Consider the following 20,952-nt stretch of genomic DNA (forward strand, 5'->3'; position numbering starts at 1 on the left):
CGCGGCGCGCGGGCGGCCGGGCACGCGGCGACCGCGGGCGGGGGCCCGTGCCGCCCGCGCGCCCGGCGCCGCGTCGTCCCGCAGGTGACCAGCGCGTTCCGCTCCCGATAAGCTGGCGGTCCCTGCCCACCGAACGGCGACGAGGATGTGATGGCCAACAAGCCGGCCCGTGGACGGACCGCGTACCAGCGGCTGGCGGACGACCTGCGCAGCGACCTCGCGGGCGACCGGTACCCCAAGGGGGTGCGGCTGCCGACCGAGGCGGAGCTGGCCGAGACGTACCGGGTCAGCCGCCAGACGGTGCGCCGCGCCTTCCACGACCTGGTCGCCGAGGGCCTGGTGTACCGGGTGCCGGGGCGGGGCACGTTCGCCGCGCCGCGCGACGGCCGGTACGTCCGCCGGTTCGGCTCGGTCGACGATCTGATGGGGCTGTCGCTGGACACCCTCATGCAGCTGACGAGTCCGCTGCGGCGGCGGGTGGACATCGACGCGGCCGGGCGGCTGCGGCTGGACAGCGACATGGTGCACACGCTGGCCTTCCGGCGGCTCCACGACGACGTGCCGTTCTGCCATACGACGGTGTGGCTGCCGCCGGACGTCGGCGAGGCGCTGGCGGACGTGGAGCAGCTCACCGAGACCGGCGCGCGCTCCACCTTCACCATCATCGGGCTGCTGGACGACCGGCTGGACTCCCCCATCACCGAGGCCGAGCAGTCCATCACGGTCGCGCCGGCCCCGGACGCCGTCGCGGAGGAGCTGGCCTGCGAGCCGCACCATCCGCTGCTGCGCATCGATCGCCTCTACACCACGTCCGAGGGCCGCCGCGTGGAGCTGGCGATCAGCTACTTCCTGCCGGAGCAGTACTCCTACCGGGTGCGGCTGCGCCGCTGACCCCCGCGTCCCGGCCCCCGTCCGTACGCCCGCCGCCGGCGGCGCGGCGGGCCGCCACCGTCCTGACGACGCGTACGAGGACGACGGTCGCGGCGGCCAGTGCGCTCGCGACGACCCAGACCGTCAGGGCCGGCCAGGCGTACGCCACCTGCCAGAAGGGCCCTGCCCTGCGCATCGACCAGCCGACCAGGTCGCTGAGGAAGAGGCAGAGGGCGAGGGGCGCGGCGTACGGCAGCAGCCGCAGGGCCGGGCGCCACCACGGGCGCGCTGCGGCGCGCCGGGCCCAGCGCCGGGAGCGGACCACGCCGAGCGTGCCGAGCCCGAGGACGAGCAGGGTGAGGGCGGCGAGGACGAGGTCGGCGGTCATGGTGAAGGGTTCCTCGTCCGTGGGCTGCCGGCCCTGCGCCAGGTCGGAGAGGCCGCGGGCGATGATCCCGCTGTCCTCGCCGGAGAGGAAGCCGGTGTTGCCGACCACGGCGATGCCGTAGCCGCTGCCGGGCAGCAGGGTCTGGATCGCGGTCTGGGTGAACAGCTGGCCGTTGTGCTGGATCTCGGTGGCCCGGCCCGGCTCCTTCCGCAGCCACCAGCCCATGCCGTAGTCGGTGTGCTCGGCGGCCTTGCCCGGCGTGTGCATGGCCGCGACGGCGCGGGCCGAGACGATCCGCCGGCCGTCCGCCGCCAGCCCGCCGCTGTTCTGCATCATCAGCCAGCGCGCGAGGTCGTCGGCGGTGGTGACGACGCCGAAGCTGCCGGCCACGAAGAGCCGCGGGTGCGGGAGCGCGACCGTCGTGCCGTACGCGCGGACGTGGCCGCGGGCGCGCTCGGGCATGTCGGTGGTGCTGTCGACGGTACGGGTGTGCCGCATGCCGAGCGGGCGGAACACGTGGTCGGTGAGGTAGTCGGCGAACGGCTGGCCGCTCACCACCTCCACCAGCCGCGCGGCGACGACGAAGTTGGAGTTGTGGTAGCGCATGCGGGTGCCGGGTGCGGTGGCCAGCCCGGAGTGGCGCATGGCGGCGACGGCGCCGCGCAGGGTGTGCGGCTGGTCGACGGCCATGTCGGGGTAGGTGCTGTCCTCCATGCCGGAGGTCTGGTTGAGCAGCTGCCGGGTGGTGATCCGCCGGGCCCGCTCGTCGTCGAGCCGGAACTCCGGCAGGTAGCGCCGGACGGGCGCGTCCAGGTCCACGCGGCCGGCGTCGGCGAGCTGGAGGACGGCGAGGGCGGTGAAGGACTTGGAGACGGAGGCGACCGGGACGCGGCTGCGGGCGGTGAGCCGCGCGCCGCCCGCGGTGTGCCCGTACCCGGCGGTGCGGATGATCCGGTCCCCCTTGGTGACCGCGACCACCGCGCCGGGCAGGCCGGTGCGGGCCATGTAGTCGCGTACGTAACGGTCCACGGCGGCCGGGGTGACGGCGGCGGGCGGAGCCGCGGGCGCCGCTGCGGCGGACGGAGCCGCGCCCAGCAGCGTCAGGAGGACCAGGAACAGCGCGGCCGCCCGCCGCCGTACCGCCCGTTGCGCCGGAGGCTTCGCCGCGGCAGGAGAGTTGTTTTCCATGCCCGGTATCCCAGCCGGACCACGGTGCTCAGCGCATTGGCGTGCAGGGGAGGAACAACGGTAGTGCTTGCACTACCGTCACATGATCGGCACACCGGTACCGTATGCCGCGTGCGCCCCGAAACCGCCTGGCAGGCCCTCGCGCAGCGCCCGTTGAGGTTTCTGACCTCGGCGTGGCCCTGGCGCTCGCTGGCCTACCTGCTCAGCGGCGTCGCGTTCGGCGCGGTGGCGGGCACGGTGCTGGTACTGCTGGCGGTCGCCGGACTGGTGCTGCTCGCCGTCGGGGTGGGCGTGGCCGTCCTGCTGGGCGTGGCGCTGTCGGGCATCGCCGTGGCGCGCGTCGAGCGGTGGCGGCTGCGGCTGGTGGACTCCGACCCGGCGCCCGATCCGCACCGCCCGCCACCGCGCCCCGGGCGCCGCGCCTGGCTCTCGACGCGGCTGCACGAGGCCGTCACCTGGCGGGAGTTGGGGTTCACGGCGGTGTCGCTGGTGGCGCTCTGGTGGATGGATCTGCTGGTGCTGGGCTTCGCGCTGGTGCTGCCGTTCGTCATCGGCGTCTCACCGCTGGACGACCCGGACGTCTGGCCCTTCGGGATCATCGGCCTGTGCATGCTGCCCGCCGCGCCGTACACGCTCACCGCCTGGGCCGGGGCGCGGGCCGCGCTGACCCGCCTGCTGCTGGCCCCGCGCGACCAGGAGCTGACGCGGGTACGGGCGTCCCGGGCGCGGCTGGTGGACGCCTTCGACGCCGAGCGCCGGCGGATCGAGCGGGACCTGCACGACGGCGCCCAGCAGCGGCTGGTGTCGCTGAACGTACTGCTGGGCCTCGCCCGCCTGGACGCGGCGCCGGGCTCCGCCGTCGAGCATCAACTGGCAGAAGCACAGGAGCAGTTGACGGTCGCCGTGCAGGAGCTGCGGGAGCTGAGCCGCGGCGTGCATCCGAAGGCGCTCACCGACCACGGGCTCGCGGCCGCCGTGGACAATCTCGCCGGCCGGTCGTCCGTGCCGGTCGAGGTCGACATCCGGCTGCCGCACCGGCTGCCGCCGGGCGTGGAGACCACCGCGTACTTCGTCGTCGCCGAGGCGCTGGCCAACGTCGCCAAGCACAGCGGCGCCCGCCGCGCCGAGGTGCGGGCCCGGCTGCGTACGGACACCCTCGTCCTGTCGGTCGGCGACGACGGCACCGGCGGCGCCGACCCGGCCGCCGGGACCGGCCTGACCGGCCTCGCCGACCGGGTCGAGGCCACCGACGGCCGGCTGTGGCTGTCCAGCCCGGCCGGCGGACCGACCCTGATCCATGTGGAGCTGCCGTGCCGCTGAACCCCGCGGGAACACCCCTGCGCGTCGTGCTCGCCGAGGACTCGGCCCTGATGCGGGACGGGGTGGTCGGCGTGCTGACCCGTTTCGGGCATCAGGTGCTCGCGGCGGTCGGGGACGCCGAAGCGCTGGTCACCGCCGTGCACACGCACCGGCCCGACATCGTCGTCAGCGACGTGCGGATGCCGCCGGGCCACGGCGACGACGGGCTGCGGGCCGCCGTGGCGCTGCGCAGGGACCTGCCCGACCTGCCGGTGCTCGTGCTGAGCCAGTACGTCGAGCAGTCCTACGCCACCCATCTGCTGGACCTGGGCGGCGACAGCGGGGTGGGGTACCTGCTGAAGGACCGGATCAGCGCGGTGACGGAGTTCGCCGACGCGGTCACCGAGGTCGCGGCCGGCGGTACGGTCATCGACCCGGAGGTCGTCCGGCAGCTGCTGCGCCGCCGCCAGGACCCGTTGCAGCGGCTGACGCCGCGTGAGCGGGAGGTGCTGGGGCTGATGGCCGAGGGCCGTTCCAACACCGCCATCGCGCGTGCCCTGTTCGTCACCGAGGCCGCCGTCAACAAGCACATCGGCAGCATCCTGCAGAAGCTCGACCTCCCCGTGGACAGCACCGTCCACCGCCGTGTCCTGGCCGTCCTGACGTACCTGCGGGGCTGAGCGGGCCCGCGGTGCGCCGGACGGCCGGGAGTTGGCGTCAGACGCGCGGCGGGCGGTCGTTGAGGATGCGCTGGAAGAGCCGGATGTCCTGCCACTCGCCGTTGATGTGCAGGTACTTGGGCGCGACGCCGTAGGGCTCGAATCCGCACTTGCGCAGGACGTGCTGCGAGCCGGTGTTGTGCAGCAGCGTGCCCGCTTCGAGGCGGTGCAGCCCGGCCTCGTCGGCGTACCGGGCGGCGGCCTCGACGGCCGCGCTCGCCAGCCCCTTGCCGGTGTGGTCGACGTCGATCCAGTAGCCGAGGCTGCCGCTGCAGGACGGGCCGTACCGGATGCCGGAGAGGGTGAGGACGCCGACGATGCGGGGGCCGGACGTCAGCACCCACAGCATCAGCCGGCCCTCGTCCCGCTCCGCCAACTGGCCGAGCAGCCGCTCCCGTTGCCCCTCCAGGGTGTAGAAGTCCGGCTCCCGCAGCGGGTCCCAGGGGCGCAGATGCTCACGGTTGTGCAGGTACGCCGCGAGCAGCCCTTCGGCGTCGTCGGCGACGGCCGGGCGCAGCACGACGCCGCCCGGCAGAACACTGGGGTCACTGGCCATGCCCGTCACAGTAACTCCGCGGTGTGTCAGGCGGGATCACCCCGCACGGAGGTGCCGAGGACGGTGGCGGTGTGGGCCGCCAGCTGCGCGCGCAGGGTGTCGCGCGGTACGCCCTCCGGGCCGGCCAGGTGCTCGACGAGGTCGGCGCGTACGGCGGCGAGCAGGGCGTGGGCGGTGAAGCCTGGGGCGGGCAGCCCCGGGAGCTGTTCGAGCATGTCGCGGAGCAGGGCGTGCCAGCGCCCGTAGTGGTCCGCGTCGTACGGGCTCGCGCTGCCGGTGGCTTCCAGGGCCAGCGCGAGGCGGCGGTTGTCGAGCTTGAAGCAGAGGAGCGCGTCGAGCAGCGCGGGCACCCGGTCGCGCGGCGGGGTGCCCGGCCCCAGGGGCGGCGGGCCCGCTTCGACGGCTTCCTCGATCGGCTGGAGCCGTGCGGCGTACAGCTCCCGGATCAGTCCGGTGCGGTCGCCGAACGCCCGGAAGAGGGTGCCCTTGCCGACGCCGGCCGCCGTCGCGACGTCGGCCATGGTGACGTCGTCGGGGCTGGCGCAGCGGGTGAAGAGGGTGTCGGCGGCCGCGAGGACGGCCGCACGGTTGCGGGCTGCGTCCTTGCGGGGCTTGCGGTCGGGCACGCTGCCCCTCCTTTACAAAGCGGACCGCGGGTCCGTATCTTTCTGAAAGCGGACCCCGGGTCCGCATTCTATGGGAAGAGAGGACACCCATGCCTGCACACACCGCACCGGAAGAGCTGTTCCGCCACGGCCTCCGCCTCCTGCTCGACAAGGACATCCCCGGCTGGGTCGCCCTGTGGGCCGAGGACGGCGTCATGGAGTTCCCGTTCGCGCCCGAAGGGTGGCCCCGGCGACTGGAGGGCAGGGACGCCGTCGCCGCCTACATGCGCGGCTATCCCGACCACATCGACCTGCACGACTTCCCCGGCCTGCGGATTCACCGGACCGAGGACCCGGAGACCCTCGTGGCCGAGATGCGCGGCGTGGGCCGACTGGTGCGGACCGGCGAGCCGTTCGACATGACGTACATCGCCGTCGTGACCGTCCGGGAGGGGCGCATCGCCGCCTACCGCGACTACTGGAACCCGCTCGCCGTGCTCGAAGACGGCGCCGACTTCACCGGGAGCGCCCGATGAGCACGACCGGCACCACCCTGGTCATCGGCGCCACCGGCACCACCGGCAGCCGTACCGCGGCACAGCTGTCCGCTGCGGGCCACCGCGTCAGGGCGGCGAGCCGGCGCGGCACCCCGGTGCCGGGCGCCGAGCCCGTCCGCTTCGACTGGTACGACCCGGCCACGCACGGTGCGGCGCTCGCCGGGGCCGACCGCCTCTACCTCGTACCGCCGGTGGGCGACCCCGACCCGGCCGCGGTCATGCTGCCCTTCCTGCGCCAGGCGCGCGCCGCCGGGGTGCGCCGTGCGGTGCTGCTCAGCTCCTCGGCCATCCCCGAGGGCGGGCCCGCTGTGGGGGCCGTGCACCGGGAGCTGCCCGGCCTGTTCGAGGAGTGGGCGGTGCTGCGGCCGTCCTGGTTCATGCAGAACTTCCTCGGCCGGCACGTGCACGCCGACGGCATCCGGGAGCACGGCACCCTCCTGAGCGCCACCGGCAACGGCCGTGTGGGCTTCGTGGACGCCGAGGACATCGCCGCCGTCGCCGTGCGCGCCCTGACCGACGAGCGGGCGCCCGGTACCGATCTGATCCTCACCGGACCCGAGGCGCTCCGCTACGACGACATCGCGGCCATCATGACCGAGGTCAGCGGCCGGCCCGTGGTCCACCGCTCGCTGACCCACGACGAGCTCCGCGCTCACCTGGCGAAGGAGCTGCCGGCCGAGTTCGCCGCGCTCCTGGCCGACCTGGACCGCGCCATCGCCGGCGGCGCCGAGGACCGCACCACCGACACCGTACGGCGCGTCACCGGCCGCCCGCCGCACGGCTTCCGCTCGGTGGCGGAACGGGAGTGGACGCACGGCCGGTGACGTGGCGTCAGGCCAACGGGACGTCCAGCAGGGCCTTGCGGTGGCTGAACGTGGCGATGGAGTGCGGCCCGTGGTACGCGCCCATGCCGCTCTCGCCGACGCCGCCGAACGGCAGGTCGGGGATGCGGAGATGGGCCATGGGCAGGCCGAAGCCGAGGCCGCCCGAGGAGGTCTCCGTTGCCAGCCGGCGGCGGGTGGTCTCGTTCTCGGTGAAGCCGTAGAGGGCCAGCGGCTTGTCGCGGTCGTTGATGAACGCGATGGCCTCGTCCAGGTCGTCGACCTCGACGATCGGCAGCAGCGGGCCGAAGATCTCCTCCTGCATCACCGGGGAGCCGGGGTCGACATCGGCGAGCACCGTCGGCGCGATGTACTTCTGCGCCCGGTCGTGGGTGCCGCCGGTGACCGTCCGGCCCGAGCCGAGCAGGCCCGTGAGCCGGTCGAAGTGGCGGTGGTTGATGATCCGGCCGTACGCGGGCGAGGCCGCCGGGTCGGTGCCGTACAGCTCCTCGATCGCCTCCGCGAGCGCGCCCTGCAGGGCCTTGGAGGTCTGCGGGTCGGTCAGTACGTAGTCGGGGGCCACGCAGGTCTGGCCGGCGTTCTGGAACTTGGCGCGGGCCAGCCGCTGCGCCGTGCGCGTCACGTCCGCGTCCCGGTCCACGAACGCCGGGGACTTGCCGCCCAGTTCGAGGGTGACGGGCGTGAGGTGCTCGGCCGCGGCGCGCATCACGATCCGGCCGACCGTGCCGTTGCCGGTGTAGAAGATGTGGTCGAAGCGCTGGGCGAGCAGCTCGGTGGTCTCCGGCACGCCGCCCTCGACCACCGCGACCGCGTCGTTGTCGAGGTACTCCGGCAGCAGCCGGGCGAGCAGCGCTGAGGTCGCCGGGGCCAGCTCGCTGGGCTTGGCGACCACGGTGTTGCCCGCGGCGAGCGCGCCGGCGAGGGGCACGAGCAGCAGCTGCGCGGGGTAGTTCCAGGGGGCGATCACCAGGACGACGCCGAGAGGGTCGTACCGGGTGCCCGCCGAGCTGCCGGCCGGGAAGCCCTCGGCCGACAACGGCACGGGCGTGGGCCGCAGCCACTCCTCCAGGTGCTCCAGGGTGTGGTCGATCTCCCGGATCGGGAAGTCGACCTCGGCGGCGAACGCCTCGGCCTCGCTCTTGCCCAGGTCGGCGTGGAGCGCGGCGGCGACGTCGGCACGGTGCTCGGTGAGCAGCGTACGCAGCTTCCAGAGCTGCTGCGCGCGCCATTCCAGGGAGCGGGTGCGGCCGCCGCGGAAGGTGGCACGCAGCCGGGCGACGAGGTCGGCGGGGGCCTCGGCGGCGGTCGCGGGGGTGGCCGCGCCGGGCGCTTCGGCGGTGGTGGCTGGTGAGCCGGTCATGCGGTGCTCGATTCGTTCAAGGTGTCGCGTGCGATCGTCCATGGACAGCGTCGAAGCGGAGGTATTCATTCCGACCGGGCCGGGAACGGCCCGGCGTCAGCCGAGGTGCTTGCCCATCTCGACGGCGAGCGGCGCCGAGGAGGACGGGTTCTGGCCGGTGAAGAGGTTCCGGTGGGAGACCACGTGCGGCGACCACGGCTCGGCCTCCCGGAAGTCCGTACCCAGCTCCACCAGGCGGTCCTGGAGCAGCCACGGCGCCTTGTCGGCGAAGCCCGCCTGAGCCTCCTCGGCGTTGGTGAAGCCGGTGAGGCGGAGCCCGGCGAACGGCGAGGTGCCGTCAGCGCCGCGGGTGGCGAGCAGGGCCGCCGGACCGTGGCAGACCAGGCCCAGCGGCCGGCCCGAGGCCAGCGCCTCGGTCAGCACCCGGCCCGAGTCCTCGTTCACCGCCAGGTCCTCCATCGGGCCGTGGCCGCCGGGGTAGAAGACGGCCGCGTAGCCCGCCACGTCGATCTGCTCCAGCTTGACCGGGTGGCGCAGCGGGTCCATCGCCTGCAGCGCGGCGGCGACCGCGTCCGCGCCCTCCTGGCCCCCGTTGACCTCCGGCGCGAGGCTCGCCGGGTCCAGCGTCGGCAGCACGCCGCCGGGCGTCGCGACCACCACGTCGTGCCCGGCCTCGGTGAAGACCCGGTACGGGGCCACCACCTCCTCGCCCCAGAAGCCGGTGGGGTGCCGGGTGCCGTCGGCCAGCGTCCAGTGGTCGGCGCCGGTCAGCACGAAAAGGATCTTCGCCATGTCGGTCCTCCGGTTCCTTCGGTTCCGCGGGCGTGCCCACTGCCCCGAACGTAACGGCTGCGCGCGGTCCGCGCGCTCCACCGCGCCGGGGCCTCCGGCGCCCGCATGCCCGGCCGCCCGCCGGCTATGCCTTCTCGATCCGGTCCGGGCGGTGCGCCGGCGGCCCGGCGGGCGCCCCTTCCGGTGCCCCCGGCCCCGTCGCACCCGTCCGTCCCGGGCCCTGCGCGCCCGTCCGCTCCCGGTCCATCTCCCGCCACTCGCGGCGCAGTCCCGCCAGGTTGGTGGCGAGGAAGTACGCGGCGCCGCTCACCGCCAGCACCGGCACCAGCCCCGCCCAGCCCACCGCGGCGCCGGCCAGCAGGCCGCCCAGCGGGATGCCCGCCCAGGCCAGCGAGTCGCCGAGCGCGCCCACCCGGCCGAGCAGCCGGCGCGGTATCCGCTCCCAGACGACCGCGCCGAGGATGGGGTTGAGGAAGCCGGCCCCGAAGCCGGAGGCGGCGTACACGGCCACCACCGCCCACACCGGCACGTCCACCGCGAGGATCACGAACCGGGGCGCGCCGGAGAGCAGGAAGCCGGCGAAGAAGAGCAGCCGGCGGCGCATCCGGTGGGCCACGACCGCGGCGACCAGGCTGCCGGCCACCGCCGTGAGCCCGGTCGCTGCCGTCATCAGGCCGATCACGGACGGTCCGTATCCGGTCTCCCTGGCCCAGATCGGCAGCAGGACGGAATTGCGGGCCGCGTCGAGGAAGTTGGTGAAGCCGACGGTGCAGATGATGGTGAGCAGCAGCGGCTGGCGCCGCAGGTAGGCGAAGCCCTCGCCGAACCGGCGCCAGTAGCCCGGCTCGGGCCCGTCGCGCGGCGGGCCGTCGTCCGGGGCTTCCGCCGTCCCGTGGGCGGCGGCCTCGGTCACCGTGCCGTCGTCCGCGCCGCCCATGCCGCGGGGCAGGGCCAGGCCGACGATGACCGAGCCGAGGGCGAAGGTCGCCGCGTTGACGAGCAGCCCGGCCAGCGGCCCCAGTACGGCGACCAGGACGCCGCCGACGCCGGGGCCCACCGTGGACGCCAGCCGCTCGACGACGCCGAGCAGGCCGGTGGCCCGCTCGATGGGGACGGCCGAGCGCGCCGCCGCCTCCGGGATCATGACCTCCTTGGCCAGGTCCCCCGGGCCGCGGGCGGCGCCGATGGCCGCGACCATGCCGAGCAGCAGCCCGAAGTCCAGCAGCCCGAGCGCGTGCAGCAGCGGCACGGCGGCGACCACCGCGGCGCTGGCCACGTCCGTCGTCCAGGAGATCACCCGGGCCCCCGCCCGGTCGACCAGCGGCCCGGTCAGCGCCTTGACCAGGACGTACGGCGCCATCTCGCAGAACGCGACCAGCCCGGTCCGGGCCGCGCTGCCCGTCGTGACCAGCACGAACCAGGGCAGCGCGATCGCCGACACCCGGGTGCCGGTCTGCGAGACGGCAGCGGCCGCCAGCAGCCCGGCCAGCGGCCGCATCCGCGCGCGCCTCCCCGCCCACCGGCCGTGCGGCGCCCGTCTGCCGCCGGCCGGCCGCACCCCCGCCCGTACTCTCATGGCGCCCGCCCCCGTTCCCGCCCGCGCGCCGTCGCGCGCCCCCGGCGTCCTGGTGTCTTCCGGTTTCCTATACCGCCCGCCACGCCCGCGCGGCAGTGCTCGCTCCCCGCGTAATCCCTCGCTCCGGCAGCCGGCGTGCACGAAGATCGGGACATGACCGAGACCTCGGACCCCGAAACCCCCGCACTGCCGGCCCCGCTGCTCGTCCGCACGGGCGGTGAACGGGAGGTCCTGGACGCGTTCCTGGACTTCTACCGCTCGACCGTCACGGGCAAGGTGCGCGGGCTGTCCGACGCGGACGCGCGCCGCCGGCTCGTGCCCTCCGAGACCACGCTCGCCGGGCTGGTCAAGCACCTGACACTGGTCGAGCGGGACTGGTTCCCCGCGCTGCTGGCCGACGGCGAGCCGCCCCTGGAGGCCGGGCGCACGGGCGGCTGGGAGGTGGGACCCGAGGAGTCGCTCGACGCGTTGGTGGCGGCGTACGAGGCGGCCTGTGCGCGGTCCCGGGAGGTGGCCGCAGGGCTGCCGCTGGAGCATGCCGTTCCGCATCCGGAGATCGGCGAGATCTCGCTGCGCTGGATCTACGTCCACGTCATCGAGGAGACCGCCCGGCACACCGGGCACCTGGACATCCTCCGCGAGCAGACGGACGGCGCGACGGGCGTCACGGCCTGAGTACCGCCGTCCGCACGCGCCGCCCGGCCGCGCACCCGCGTCCGGTAGCCTGAAATTGATTGCATACCCCATTCACGTACGTGCCGTACGGGCGGCGCTCCGTACGGCACGCGCCGTGCGGGGCACTGCCCGCGCCCCGACCGGAGCCCTCTCATGCGCCTGCTGCTGATCCGTCACGGTCAGACCCCGTCCAACGTCGGCCACCTCCTGGACACCGGCATCCCCGGGCCCGGCCTGACCGAGCTGGGCGAGCAGCAGGCGGCGGCGCTGCCGGAGCGACTGGCCGACGAGAAGATCGACGTGCTCTACGCGTCGACCATGGTGCGGACGCAGCGGACCGCGGAGCCGCTCGCCCGCGCCCGCGGCCTGGAGATCGTGGTCCGCGACGGCATCCGGGAGATCACGGCCGGCGACCTGGAGATGCGCGGCGACGCGGCCTCCAACGACCAGTACCAGCGCGTGGCGTTCTCGTGGCCCGCGGGCAAGCCGGAGCTGCGGATGCCCGGCGGCGAGAACGGCGTGGAGATGCTGGCGCGGTACGACGCGGTGATCGAGGAGATCGCCGGGTCCGGCGTGGCGGCGGCCGCCGTGGTCAGCCACGGCGCGGCGATCCGCACCTGGACCGCGGCGCGCGCCCGCAACGTGGACGCGGACTTCGCCATCGCCCACCCGCTGCCGAACACCGCGGTCGTCGTGCTGGAGGGCGACCCGGAGACCGGCTGGACGGTCGTGACGTGGTCCGACCTGGACATCCCGGCGACGGAGCCGCAGCCCGGCCACTGAGCCGCGGACACCGCTGAGCCCCCGCGGACGCCGCGGAATCGTTCTGCCGGACGACGGGACGTTTCCGCGGGCGGTCACGGGAAGAGGCTGTCGCCGATCCAGAGGATCAGCGCGCAGCCGGCGGCCAGCGCGAGCATGAGGAGGGCGAACTCCACCCACGCGGCGACCGGGACGTGCGGCGGCGGCTGCGGTTTCCGGGGAACGACCGGGCAGCACTTCGAGCAGTGCGGTGGCACCGTTGCGGCCATGCCGCACACGATCCTGCGTACCGAGGTACCCGGCAAGGGGCGCGAAGCGCAACTACGGCGCCTGTAGGCACACTCCGGGGCATAGTGCGCTGCGACGGACCCCGAATGGGGGGTTTCAACGATAAATCACCCATTTGCGGCTTTCTTGGGCTTGATACGTACTGTGAGGCTGGAAGGACTCATGGTGACCGTCCCCACACGACCCAGGAGAGCATCCCCATGGTCCTGTCCGTCTCCGGCGTTGTCCTGCTCGGTGTCATCGTCTTCCTGTTCTTCCGCAAGGACGGGCTCAAGGTCACCCACGCCCTCGTCTGCGCGCTGTTCGGCTTCTACCTCGCGGGGACCGCGATCGCCCCGGGCATCAAGGCCGGCGGCGCCAGCCTCGCGGGGCTGATCAGCGGGCTCAACCTCTGAGAGCCGCGCCGCGCGCGCAGATACGCACCCACCTTCCAGGAGACCTTCCGTGCCCCGGCGTCCACTGCCCAGCATCCTGAGCACCCGCGTCCCCCTCGTCCGCGGCCGCGGCTTCGCGCGCACCGCGGCCGACGGCGCCTCCGACGTGTTCCACCCGCTGTTCGTCATCGGCCGCGGCCTCGGCCGGCTGGCCGCGTCCGGACGGCAGCGGTGGTCGGCGACGCCCCGGGAACGCCGCGGCCCGGCGCTGTGCATGACCGCCATGGGCCTGGCGGCGCTCGCCCTCGTGCCGTACGGGCCGCTGCTCGCCCTCATCTCCCTGATGGCGGCGGCGGCCTGGGCGGGCCGCGAGCGGGCCCCCGCCGACACCGGGCCCGGCGAGGCCGAGACCGGGCGGCTGCGTGCCCTGTACGAGGCGCTGGTGCCGTACCTGAGCTTCGAGGGCGACCCCAACCCGCTGTACGTGCACGACGGCGACTGGACCGCCGCCTTCTCGGAGTACGAGTTCGACGACGACGGGCGGCTCTCGCGGCTCCGCCTGAAGTACCCGGTGTACTTCACCGATGCCGAGGCCCCGTCCCGGGCCCGCATCGAACAGGTGCTGCTCGCCAAGTCGGGCCGCGGCCGGGAGTACCAGTTCGCGTGGGACCCCGAGGCCAACCAGCTGGACCTGACCGTGCTGCCCGCGCTGCCGACCGACATCGCGGCGCAGCGGTTCGTGACCACCCCGGGCGAGACCGTGCTCGGCTTCACCGACGCGGGCGCCGTCCAGCGGACCGTGCCGGTGGCGGCCTCCGACGAGGACGCCGCGCCCCGCGACGTGCCCCCGGTCGTCTGGCGGACCGGACCGCGCTCCACCGAGTCCCACCTGCTGGCCCTGGGCCGCCCCGGCAGCGGCACCACGACCCTGCTGCGCTCCGTCGCGCTGCAGGCGCTGGCCCACGGTGACGTCCTCGTCGTGGACGGCAGCGGCACCGGCGAGTACGCGTTCCTGCTGGGGCGGCCCGGCGTACTCGGCGTGGAGTGCGGGCTCAGCGGCGCGCTCGCCACGCTGGAGTGGGCGGCCCGCGAGACGGAGCGGCGGCTGATCTCCGCGAACCGCGCGCGCCAGGCCGGGCTTCCGGTCCCCGACGACATCCGGAGGCCGATGTGGATCATCGTCGACCGGCCGGCCGCACTGACCCACCTCGCCGCCGCCGAGGGCCGCGAGGACCCGCAGCGCCTCCTCCAGGTCCCGCTGCGCCACGGGCGCGCCGCGAGCGTCACCGTGGCCCTCGCCGAGCAGTTCGAGGGCGCTGAGCTGCTGAGCGAGCCGGTGCGCGCCCACACCCGCGCGCGGGTCGTCCTCGGGCCCACCTCCCCGGAGGACGTACGCGCCGTGCTGGGCGCGGCCCCGGAGACCACGCCCGCCGACCAGGTGCCGCCGGGCCGCGGCTACGCCCGGCTCGGCTCGGGCCCGGTCCTCCGCCTCCAAGTGCCCGCCACGCCCGACCCGTTCGACGACGCGACCAGCGAGTACCACCGGCAGGCGGTGCTCGCCCTGCTGCCGGAACGCCCGGCGCGCCACGGCTCCGTCCCCGCGGCCGCGGCCCCGCCGTACGACGCCGACTTCGGCTACCGGGCGGACACCGCCTCCGAGTCGGTCTGACCCCTGCCCAGCGGGCACCCTGCCCGCACGGGCTCCCCGCCTCCGGGCGGCCACCGGTGACGCGCTCCGCCGGCGGCCGCCCGGATCCTTTTGGGGCGGGGTGGTGTGCACGGGGGCGCGGGCCACTGGGGCGGTGGGATGCGCGGCGTGACAAGGGTGCGCGGCGCGCGGGACCACTGGGGCGGCGGGCGGTGCCGTTCTCCAGGTGCGGCGGGCGCTGCCCCTCAGGGGACGCCGGGGCTCAGGCCACGAAGGAGTGCAGGGCCTCCGTGTCGGCGGAGCGGCCCGTGGCGACCAGCCGGGCCGCGCCGGCCAGCCGGGAGGCGGCCTGGTCGGCGACCGCGCCGTTGACCGTGAAGGGCAGCCGTACGAAGCCCTCGAAGGCGCCGTCCACGCCGAAGCGCGGGCCCGAGGGGACGCGTACGCCCAGCCGCTCCCCCGCCTCCGCGATGCGCGAGCCGGACAGCCCGCCGGTACGCGCCCAGAGCGTCAGTCCGCCGCTGGGCACGCTGAACTCCCAGTCGGGCAGGTGGCGCCGGACCGCGTCGACGATCGCGTCCCTGTTCTCGCGCGCCTGCGCCCGCCGGATCTCGACCGACTCGGCCCAGCCGTCGCCCTCCAGCAGCGAGGTGATCGCGAGCTGCTCCAGGACCGGGGAGCCGAGGTCGGCGTAGGCGCGGGCCGCGACCAGGCTGCGGATGATGTCGGGCGCTGCGCGCACCCAGCCGATGCGCATGCCGGCCCAGAACGCCTTGCTCGCCGAGCCGACGGTGATCACCGAGCTGCCCGAGGGGTCGAACGAGCAGACGGCGGGCGGCACCTCGACGCCGGGGTCGAGACACAGCTCGGTCATCGTCTCGTCGACGACGAGCACCGTGCCGGCCGAGCGGGCCGCCGCGACCAGCCCACGGCGCTGCTCCTCCGTGGCGAGCGATCCGGTGGGGTTGTGGAAGTCGGCGACGACGTACGCCATACGGGGCGCGGCGTCCCGCATCACCTGGCGCCAGGCCGGGATGTCCCAGCCGGCCAGCCGCTCGGCCAGCGCGACCGGGACGAGCCGGGCCCCGGCGTCCCGCATCAGCTGCAGGATGTTCGCGTACGAGGGCGAGTCCACCGCGACCCGCTCTCCCGGCCGGGTGATCAGACGGCAGATCGCGGCCACCGCGCCCATCGCGCCCGTGGTGACCATGATCTGCTCGGGCATGGTGGGGATGCCCCGCGCCGTGTAGCGGTCGGCGAGCGCCTGGCGCAGTGCGGGCAGCCCGGCCGGGTAGTCGCCATGGGTGTGCGCGTAGAGCGGCAGCTCCGCCATGACGCCCTGCACGGCCCGGGTCAGCCACGGTTCGGGCGCGGGCAGCGCCGCGCAGCCCAGGTCGATCATCGAGCCCGCAGCCTCCGGGGGCAGTGGCTCCAGGCCCCTGGTGGGCAGCGGGTTGCCGGCCGGTACGGCGGTCCAGCTGCCGGAGCCGCGCCGGGACTCCAGGAAGCCCTCGGCACGCAGCGCTTCGTAGGCGGCGGCGACGGTGGTCCGGCTGACCGAGAGGGCCGCTGCCAGCTCGCGCTCGGCGGGCAGCCGCGCTGCCACGGGGATGCGGCCCTCCAGCACCAGGAGGCGGACGCCGTCGGCGAGGGTCCGGTAGGCGGGGATGCGGCGGCCGCCGACCGCTGCCGAGGCGGCGCGGTCGTCCTGCGACCGCACCAGGCGGGCGAGTTGGGCCGCGCCCACCGCTGAAGTCCACTGCGCCATGCCGACCAGTCCACCTTTCCCGAATTGGCACTGGTACCGGGTCATCGGCCCGCAACAGGCTGACATCCCACAGTCCAATCCTGCCAGGAGGGGGAAACATTGTCCGCGAAGGGGTCGCAGAACGGACCGGAGGGCGGGCCCGAGCCCACGGCCGAGGCGGAGCCCGGGGCCGCCGGACAGCCCGGCGCCGCGGGCCGGGCCGAGGGCGCCGGACAGCCCGGGGGCGCCGGCCGGCCCGGCGGGCGCCATCTGCCGCGGCGGCTGGTCCAGCTCTACATCGGGCTCCTGCTGTACGGCATCAGCATGGGCCTGATGGTCTGCGCGAACCTGGGCCTGGAGCCGTGGAGCGTGTTCAACCAGGGCGTCTCGAAGCACACGGGCCTGACCATCGGGACGGTCACGATCGTCTTCGGCGCGCTCTTCCTGCTGCTCTGGATCCCGCTGCGGCAGCGCGTCGGGATCGGCACGGTCTCGAACGTCATCCTGCTGGGGCTGGTCATGGACGCCACGATCGCCGTGGTGCCCGCGTACGAGTCGCTGGCCGTCCGCGTCCCGATGCTGGCCTTCGCCGTCGCGCTGAACGGCGTGGCGACCGGCCTGTACATCTCCGCACGTCTCGGCCCCGGGCCGCGGGACGGGCTGATGACCGGCCTGCACCTGCGCACCGGCCGCCCCATCCGTCTCGTCCGTACCTGCATCGAGGTCACCGTGCTGGCGATCGGCTTCGTGCTGGGCGGCTCGGTCGGCGTGGGCACCGTCCTGTACGCGCTGGCCATCGGCCCGATGGCGCAGTTCTTCCTGCGGATCTTCGCCATCAAGGGCCTGGAGGAGCCGTCCCGGGTGGTCGCCGGCAAGAGCGCACCGGAGGACCGCCCCGCCGCCCCGGAAACGGTCCCGGAGCCCGGCGCCTGAGCACGACACGGCTCTCGGGGGCGCGCGGCGCGTACATAGAGGCAGCGCGGCGGCGTCCACGAAGGCAGCGCGGCCGACGCACCGCGCCCCAGAGGCAGCGCGGCCGACCGGGGGGCGCGTCTGCCGGCGCAGCGGCCGCGCCCTCGTTGCCGGACCCCGTTCCCCCGCCGTACGGGCCGCGCGCCATACTGCCCGCGTGACCGCACCGCGCCCGCGCCCCCGCCACCCGTACCTCGACCACCCCGCGCCGCTCGCCTTCGCCCACCGGGGCGGCGCGGCGGACGGCCTGGAGAACACCGCGCTCGCCTTCCGCCGGGCCGTGACGGGCGGCTACCGCTACCTGGAGACCGACGTCCACGCCACGTCGGACGGCCGCCTGGTGGCCTTCCACGACGCCACCCTGGGCCGGGTGACCGACGCCCGCGGCCGCATCGGGGCGCTGCCCTGGCGGGCCGTACGGCAGGCCAGGGTGGCGGGCCGGGAGCCGCTGCCGCTCTTCGAGGAGCTGCTGGAGGAGTTCCCCGAGGCGCGCTGGAACGTGGACGTGAAGGCCGAGGCCGCGCTGCGCCCGCTGCTGGCGCTGCTGCGGCGTACGGGGGCGTGGGACCGGGTGTGCGTCGGCTCGTTCTCCGAGGCGCGGGTGGAGCGGGCGCAGCGGCTGGCGGGCGGCCGGCTCGCCACCTCGCTCGGCACCCGAGGGGTGGCGGGGCTGCGGCTGCGCTCCTACGGGCGGAGCCTGCCGCTGGACCGGCTGCTGGGCGCCGCCGTACGGCGCAGCGCCGTGTGCGTCCAGGTGCCGCAGCGGCACGCGGGACTCCGGGTGGTGGACCGGCTGTTCCTCAGGGCCGCCCGGCAGCTCGGCCTCCAGGTGCACGTGTGGACGGTGAACGACGCACAGCAGATGGCGGAGCTCCTGGACCTCGGGGTGGATGGCATCATGACCGATCACATAGTCACGCTGCGGGAAGTACTGACCGCGCGGGGCGCCTGGACCTCGACCGCCGGCGCCGGCACCGCGACCGTTCCTCCCGCCGCGGCGGGAATACAAGGGGGAACGGGTGGGCGTGGACACCGCCGTGGGGCCGGCCGAGCCGAAGGACGGCGCTGACCGGCGCCGCGAGCAGCGCGGCTGGTACTGGTACGACTGGGCGAACAGCGTCTACTCGACGACCGTCCTGACGGTCTTCCTCGGGCCGTACCTGACGTCCGTGGCCAAGGCGGCGGCCGACGCACGCGGCTTCGTGCACCCGCTGGGCATCCCCGTGCGGGCAGGGTCGTTCTACGCGTACTCGGTGTCCGCCTCGCTGCTGCTCTCCGTACTGGCGATGCCGCTGGCCGCCGCCGTCGCGGACCGCACCGGCCGCAAGAAGCCGCTGCTGGGCGGCTGCGCCTACATGGGCGCGGCGGCCACGACGGGAATGTTCTTCCTGAACGGCGACCGCTATCTGCTGGGCGGGGCGCTCCTCGTCGTCGCGAACGTGTCGTTCGTGGTCTCGATGATGCTCTACAACTCCTACCTGCCCCAGATCGCGGCGCCCGAGGAGCGCGACGCGGTGTCGTCCAGAGGCTGGGCCTTCGGGTACGCGGCGGGTGCGCTGGTCCTGGTGGCCAACCTGGTGCTGTACGCGGGCCACGCCTCCTTCGGGCTCTCCGAGGGGACCGCCGTACGGATCTGCCTGGCCTCGGCGGGCCTGTGGTGGGCGGTGTTCACGGTGGTGCCGCTGCGCCGGCTCCGGGACCGGCTCACTCCCGGAGCCACCGCGCCGCGGGCCCCGGGAGGGGGGCTGCGGCAGCTCCGGGAGACGCTGCGCGATCTGCGCCGGCACCCGCTGACGCTGGCCTTCCTGCTCGCGTACCTGGTCTACAACGACGGCATACAGACCGTGATCACCCAGGCGTCGGTCTTCGGCTCGGAGGAACTGGGCCTGGACCAGACGACGCTGATCGTGGCGGTGCTGCTGGTGCAGGCGCTTGCGGCGGCCGGCGCGGTGCTGATGGGCCGGCTGGCGCGGCGGTACGGCGCCAAACGGACGATTCTGGGATCGCTGGTGGCCTGGACGGCCGTGATCGTGGCCGGGTACTTCCTGCCCGCGCACGCGCCCGTGTGGTTCTTCTGCCTGGCGGTGGCGATCGGGCTGGTGCTGGGCGGCAGCCAGGCGCTCTCGCGGTCGCTGTACTCGCATCTGATCCCGCGCGGGAAAGAGGCCGAATACTTCGCCGCGTACGAGATCAGCGACCGCGGCGTGAGCTGGCTGGGGCCGCTGGTCTTCGGGGTCGCGTACCAACTGACGGGCAGCTACCGGGCCGCGATCGTCTCGCTGGTGGCGTTCTTCTTGATCGGATTTGTCCTGCTCAGCCGCGTGCCGGTGCGGCGGGCAGCGGTGGCCGCGGGAAATCGCGCACCGGACCTGATTTAGGGAAGCGGGGCGTGGGGCGGTAGTGTACGCCTTTGGCTCACCAGACGGACCGTTACTGCGCGCTGAACCTCGGACAGCGGCGGGTGACATCTGCTGCCAGATGTGACAAACCGGGCGCTGGTGGGTACAACAAGGGGCGGCACGACGGGCGACGCATGTGCGGGTTACGGGAATCTTCACCGCCGACCGGACGTTGACCGGATGACGACGACAGCGACACCTGTCCTGTGGGCGACAAAGCCCGGGAGGCACGATTCATGAGTGAGCGAGCTCTTCGCGGCACGCGACTCGTGGTGACCAGCTACGAGACCGACCGCGGCATCGACCTGGCTCCGCGCCAGGCGGTGGAGTACGCATGCGAGAAGGGCCATCGTTTCGAGATGCCCTTCTCGGTAGAGGCCGAGATTCCGTCGGAGTGGGAGTGCAAGGTTTGCGGCGCTCAAGCACTCCTGGTGGATGGCGATGGCCCTGAGGAGAAGAAGGGCAAGCCCGCGCGTACGCACTGGGACATGCTCATGGAGCGGCGCACCCGCGAGGAGCTGGAGGAGGTGCTGGCCGAACGGCTGGCCGTCCTGCGCTCCGGCACCATGAACATCGCCGTGCATCCGCGCGACACCAACAAGAAGTCCGCCTGACGGCGGACGGCGCACGAAGGGCCGGGTCCCCTGCTTCGGCAGGGGCCCGGCCCTTGTGTCGTTCTCGGGAGTTCTCGGGAGCAGCGAGCGGTGCCCCGGCCCGGTGGCCCGGGCCGGTCCTCAGCGGGGCAGCGGCGGGTCGTGGCGCGGCCCGGCCGGCGGCTCGTCGTCGCGGATCACCTCGCCCTGGACGACCTTGCCGTCCGGAGCGTGCATACGGGCCTGCTGGAAGGCGTCCCCGAAGGAGCCGGGGGTATGGCGCGCCTGGCGCTCCACCAGCCGCTCCACGCGCCGCTGGAGCAGTTTCCGGGTGGGCGGGAAGAGGCACAGCAGCCCGGCGGCGTCCGAGAGCAGGCCGGGGCACATCAGCAGCAGGCCGCCGAGCATCGGCAGGACGTTCCCGCCGCTCCGCTCGGGCGCCGGCCGCTCGGGGTGGGCGCCGGGCTGCTGGAAGGCGCCGGTGAGGTTCTTCCAGGCGCGCCGCCCGGCCCGCTTGATCACGTAACCGCCGAGTACCACCCCGGCCACCAGCAGGAGGAAGACGGTCAGCCCGCCCGCGGCCTCGCCGACCAGGGTGAGCAGCCAGATCTCCAGGACGGCCCATACGGCGATGCCGAGCGGCACCAAGCGGCGGGCGCGGGAGCGGCGGGGCGGACGGGACTGCGGTGGCGTGCTGGCGGACGTCATGCTTCAAGTGTGCCTGGTCGGGCGGGGGGTGTGG

Annotated in this window: 22 protein-coding genes; 13 read left to right on the top strand and 9 right to left on the bottom strand. The window is 74.4% G+C overall.

Annotated features, from left to right (window positions below; all coding sequences use genetic code 11):
• Nucleotides 1-150: 150 nt before the first annotated feature.
• Entirely contained in the window at nucleotides 151-891 is a 741-nt protein-coding gene (locus C3486_RS27945; protein ID WP_103835552.1) for a GntR family transcriptional regulator, read from the top strand.
• On the opposite strand, the gene C3486_RS27950 is transcribed toward C3486_RS27945, so the two are convergent.
• Complete coding sequence (locus C3486_RS27950; protein WP_103835553.1) at nucleotides 839-2,446, bottom strand: serine hydrolase; 1,608 nt, start codon at nucleotides 2,444-2,446, stop codon at nucleotides 839-841. The two genes, C3486_RS27945 and C3486_RS27950, sit on opposite strands and share 53 nt — an antisense overlap.
• Nucleotides 2,447-2,557: 111 nt before the next feature.
• Between C3486_RS27950 and C3486_RS27955 the strand changes: the two genes are divergently transcribed.
• Nucleotides 2,558-3,766 carry a sensor domain-containing protein gene (locus C3486_RS27955; protein ID WP_103835554.1) on the top strand — a complete coding sequence of 403 codons (1,209 nt, stop codon included), beginning with the start codon at nucleotides 2,558-2,560 and terminating at the stop codon, nucleotides 3,764-3,766.
• Nucleotides 3,757-4,425 carry a response regulator gene (locus C3486_RS27960; protein WP_374936926.1) on the top strand — a complete coding sequence of 223 codons (669 nt, stop codon included), beginning with the start codon at nucleotides 3,757-3,759 and terminating at the stop codon, nucleotides 4,423-4,425. The genes C3486_RS27955 and C3486_RS27960 overlap by 10 nt, the downstream gene beginning before the upstream one ends.
• A 37-nt stretch (nucleotides 4,426-4,462) precedes the next feature.
• Here the strand turns inward: C3486_RS27960 and C3486_RS27965 are convergent, their stop codons facing one another.
• Both C3486_RS27965 and C3486_RS27970 read right to left on the bottom strand, forming a co-directional pair.
• Complete coding sequence (locus C3486_RS27965) at nucleotides 4,463-5,020, bottom strand: GNAT family N-acetyltransferase (RefSeq protein ID WP_103835577.1); 558 nt, start codon at nucleotides 5,018-5,020, stop codon at nucleotides 4,463-4,465.
• Nucleotides 5,021-5,046: 26 nt separating this feature from the next.
• Nucleotides 5,047-5,646: a TetR/AcrR family transcriptional regulator gene (locus C3486_RS27970; protein ID WP_103835555.1), complete on the bottom strand. Its 600-nt coding sequence runs from the start codon at nucleotides 5,644-5,646 to the stop codon at nucleotides 5,047-5,049.
• Between the two features lie 89 nt (nucleotides 5,647-5,735).
• On the opposite strand from C3486_RS27970, the gene C3486_RS27975 reads away from it, so the two are divergent.
• Nucleotides 5,736-6,161 carry a nuclear transport factor 2 family protein gene (locus C3486_RS27975; protein ID WP_103835556.1) on the top strand — a complete coding sequence of 142 codons (426 nt, stop codon included), beginning with the start codon at nucleotides 5,736-5,738 and terminating at the stop codon, nucleotides 6,159-6,161.
• Entirely contained in the window at nucleotides 6,158-7,006 is an 849-nt protein-coding gene (locus tag C3486_RS27980; RefSeq protein WP_103835557.1) for an NAD(P)H-binding protein, read from the top strand. The genes C3486_RS27975 and C3486_RS27980 overlap by 4 nt, the downstream gene beginning before the upstream one ends.
• A gap of 7 nt (nucleotides 7,007-7,013) precedes the next feature.
• On the opposite strand, the gene C3486_RS27985 is transcribed toward C3486_RS27980, so the two are convergent.
• The 3 genes from C3486_RS27985 to C3486_RS27995 form a co-directional block, all read right to left on the bottom strand.
• The gene (locus C3486_RS27985) at nucleotides 7,014-8,384 is read right to left on the bottom strand and encodes an aldehyde dehydrogenase family protein (RefSeq protein ID WP_103835558.1); all 1,371 of its coding nucleotides are present in this window, start codon (nucleotides 8,382-8,384) and stop codon (nucleotides 7,014-7,016) included.
• A gap of 96 nt (nucleotides 8,385-8,480) precedes the next feature.
• Nucleotides 8,481-9,176, bottom strand: a complete 696-nt coding sequence (locus C3486_RS27990) for a type 1 glutamine amidotransferase domain-containing protein (protein ID WP_103835559.1) — start codon at nucleotides 9,174-9,176, stop codon at nucleotides 8,481-8,483.
• Nucleotides 9,177-9,300: 124 nt separating this feature from the next.
• The gene (locus C3486_RS27995) at nucleotides 9,301-10,674 is read right to left on the bottom strand and encodes an MFS transporter (RefSeq protein ID WP_103835560.1); all 1,374 of its coding nucleotides are present in this window, start codon (nucleotides 10,672-10,674) and stop codon (nucleotides 9,301-9,303) included.
• Nucleotides 10,675-10,905: 231 nt separating this feature from the next.
• Between C3486_RS27995 and C3486_RS28000 the strand changes: the two genes are divergently transcribed.
• Both C3486_RS28000 and C3486_RS28005 read left to right on the top strand, forming a co-directional pair.
• The gene (locus tag C3486_RS28000) at nucleotides 10,906-11,427 is read left to right on the top strand and encodes a DinB family protein (protein WP_103835561.1); all 522 of its coding nucleotides are present in this window, start codon (nucleotides 10,906-10,908) and stop codon (nucleotides 11,425-11,427) included.
• 153 nt (nucleotides 11,428-11,580) lie between these two features.
• The gene (locus C3486_RS28005; RefSeq protein ID WP_103835562.1) at nucleotides 11,581-12,210 is read left to right on the top strand and encodes a histidine phosphatase family protein; all 630 of its coding nucleotides are present in this window, start codon (nucleotides 11,581-11,583) and stop codon (nucleotides 12,208-12,210) included.
• 74 nt (nucleotides 12,211-12,284) lie between these two features.
• Here the strand turns inward: C3486_RS28005 and C3486_RS37520 are convergent, their stop codons facing one another.
• Nucleotides 12,285-12,458: a hypothetical protein gene (locus C3486_RS37520; protein WP_181138729.1), complete on the bottom strand. Its 174-nt coding sequence runs from the start codon at nucleotides 12,456-12,458 to the stop codon at nucleotides 12,285-12,287.
• A gap of 219 nt (nucleotides 12,459-12,677) precedes the next feature.
• Here C3486_RS37520 and C3486_RS28010 point away from each other — a divergent pair, with 219 nt between their 5' ends.
• Both C3486_RS28010 and C3486_RS28015 read left to right on the top strand, forming a co-directional pair.
• A complete protein-coding gene (locus tag C3486_RS28010) occupies nucleotides 12,678-12,872 on the top strand; it encodes a hypothetical protein (protein ID WP_103835563.1) in 195 nt (64 codons plus the stop codon).
• Between the two features lie 49 nt (nucleotides 12,873-12,921).
• A complete protein-coding gene (locus tag C3486_RS28015) occupies nucleotides 12,922-14,520 on the top strand; it encodes a hypothetical protein (RefSeq protein WP_258053035.1) in 1,599 nt (532 codons plus the stop codon).
• A 241-nt stretch (nucleotides 14,521-14,761) separates the two neighbouring features.
• On the opposite strand, the gene C3486_RS28020 is transcribed toward C3486_RS28015, so the two are convergent.
• On the bottom strand, nucleotides 14,762-16,267 hold the full coding sequence (locus tag C3486_RS28020) for a PLP-dependent aminotransferase family protein (protein ID WP_103835564.1): 1,506 nt from the start codon (nucleotides 16,265-16,267) through the stop codon (nucleotides 14,762-14,764).
• A 99-nt stretch (nucleotides 16,268-16,366) separates the two neighbouring features.
• On the opposite strand from C3486_RS28020, the gene C3486_RS28025 reads away from it, so the two are divergent.
• From C3486_RS28025 to C3486_RS28040, 4 genes are all read left to right on the top strand, one after another.
• Nucleotides 16,367-17,179, top strand: coding sequence for a YitT family protein (locus C3486_RS28025; RefSeq protein WP_374936927.1), 813 nt, complete (start codon nucleotides 16,367-16,369; stop codon nucleotides 17,177-17,179).
• Between the two features lie 196 nt (nucleotides 17,180-17,375).
• Entirely contained in the window at nucleotides 17,376-18,287 is a 912-nt protein-coding gene (locus tag C3486_RS28030) for a glycerophosphodiester phosphodiesterase family protein (RefSeq protein ID WP_103835565.1), read from the top strand.
• Nucleotides 18,238-19,596 carry an MFS transporter gene (locus tag C3486_RS28035; RefSeq protein WP_374936928.1) on the top strand — a complete coding sequence of 453 codons (1,359 nt, stop codon included), beginning with the start codon at nucleotides 18,238-18,240 and terminating at the stop codon, nucleotides 19,594-19,596. Before C3486_RS28030 ends, C3486_RS28035 begins: the two co-directional genes overlap by 50 nt.
• A 257-nt stretch (nucleotides 19,597-19,853) precedes the next feature.
• Complete coding sequence (locus tag C3486_RS28040; RefSeq protein ID WP_103835566.1) at nucleotides 19,854-20,231, top strand: RNA polymerase-binding protein RbpA; 378 nt, start codon at nucleotides 19,854-19,856, stop codon at nucleotides 20,229-20,231.
• 120 nt (nucleotides 20,232-20,351) lie between these two features.
• On the opposite strand, the gene fxsA is transcribed toward C3486_RS28040, so the two are convergent.
• Nucleotides 20,352-20,918 carry an FxsA family membrane protein gene (gene fxsA, locus C3486_RS28045; RefSeq protein ID WP_103835567.1) on the bottom strand — a complete coding sequence of 189 codons (567 nt, stop codon included), beginning with the start codon at nucleotides 20,916-20,918 and terminating at the stop codon, nucleotides 20,352-20,354.
• Nucleotides 20,919-20,952: the final 34 nt, after the last annotated feature.

Origin of the sequence: Streptomyces sp. Ru73 (assembly GCF_002920575.1) — a bacterium.
Classification (GTDB): domain Bacteria; phylum Actinomycetota; class Actinomycetes; order Streptomycetales; family Streptomycetaceae; genus Streptomyces.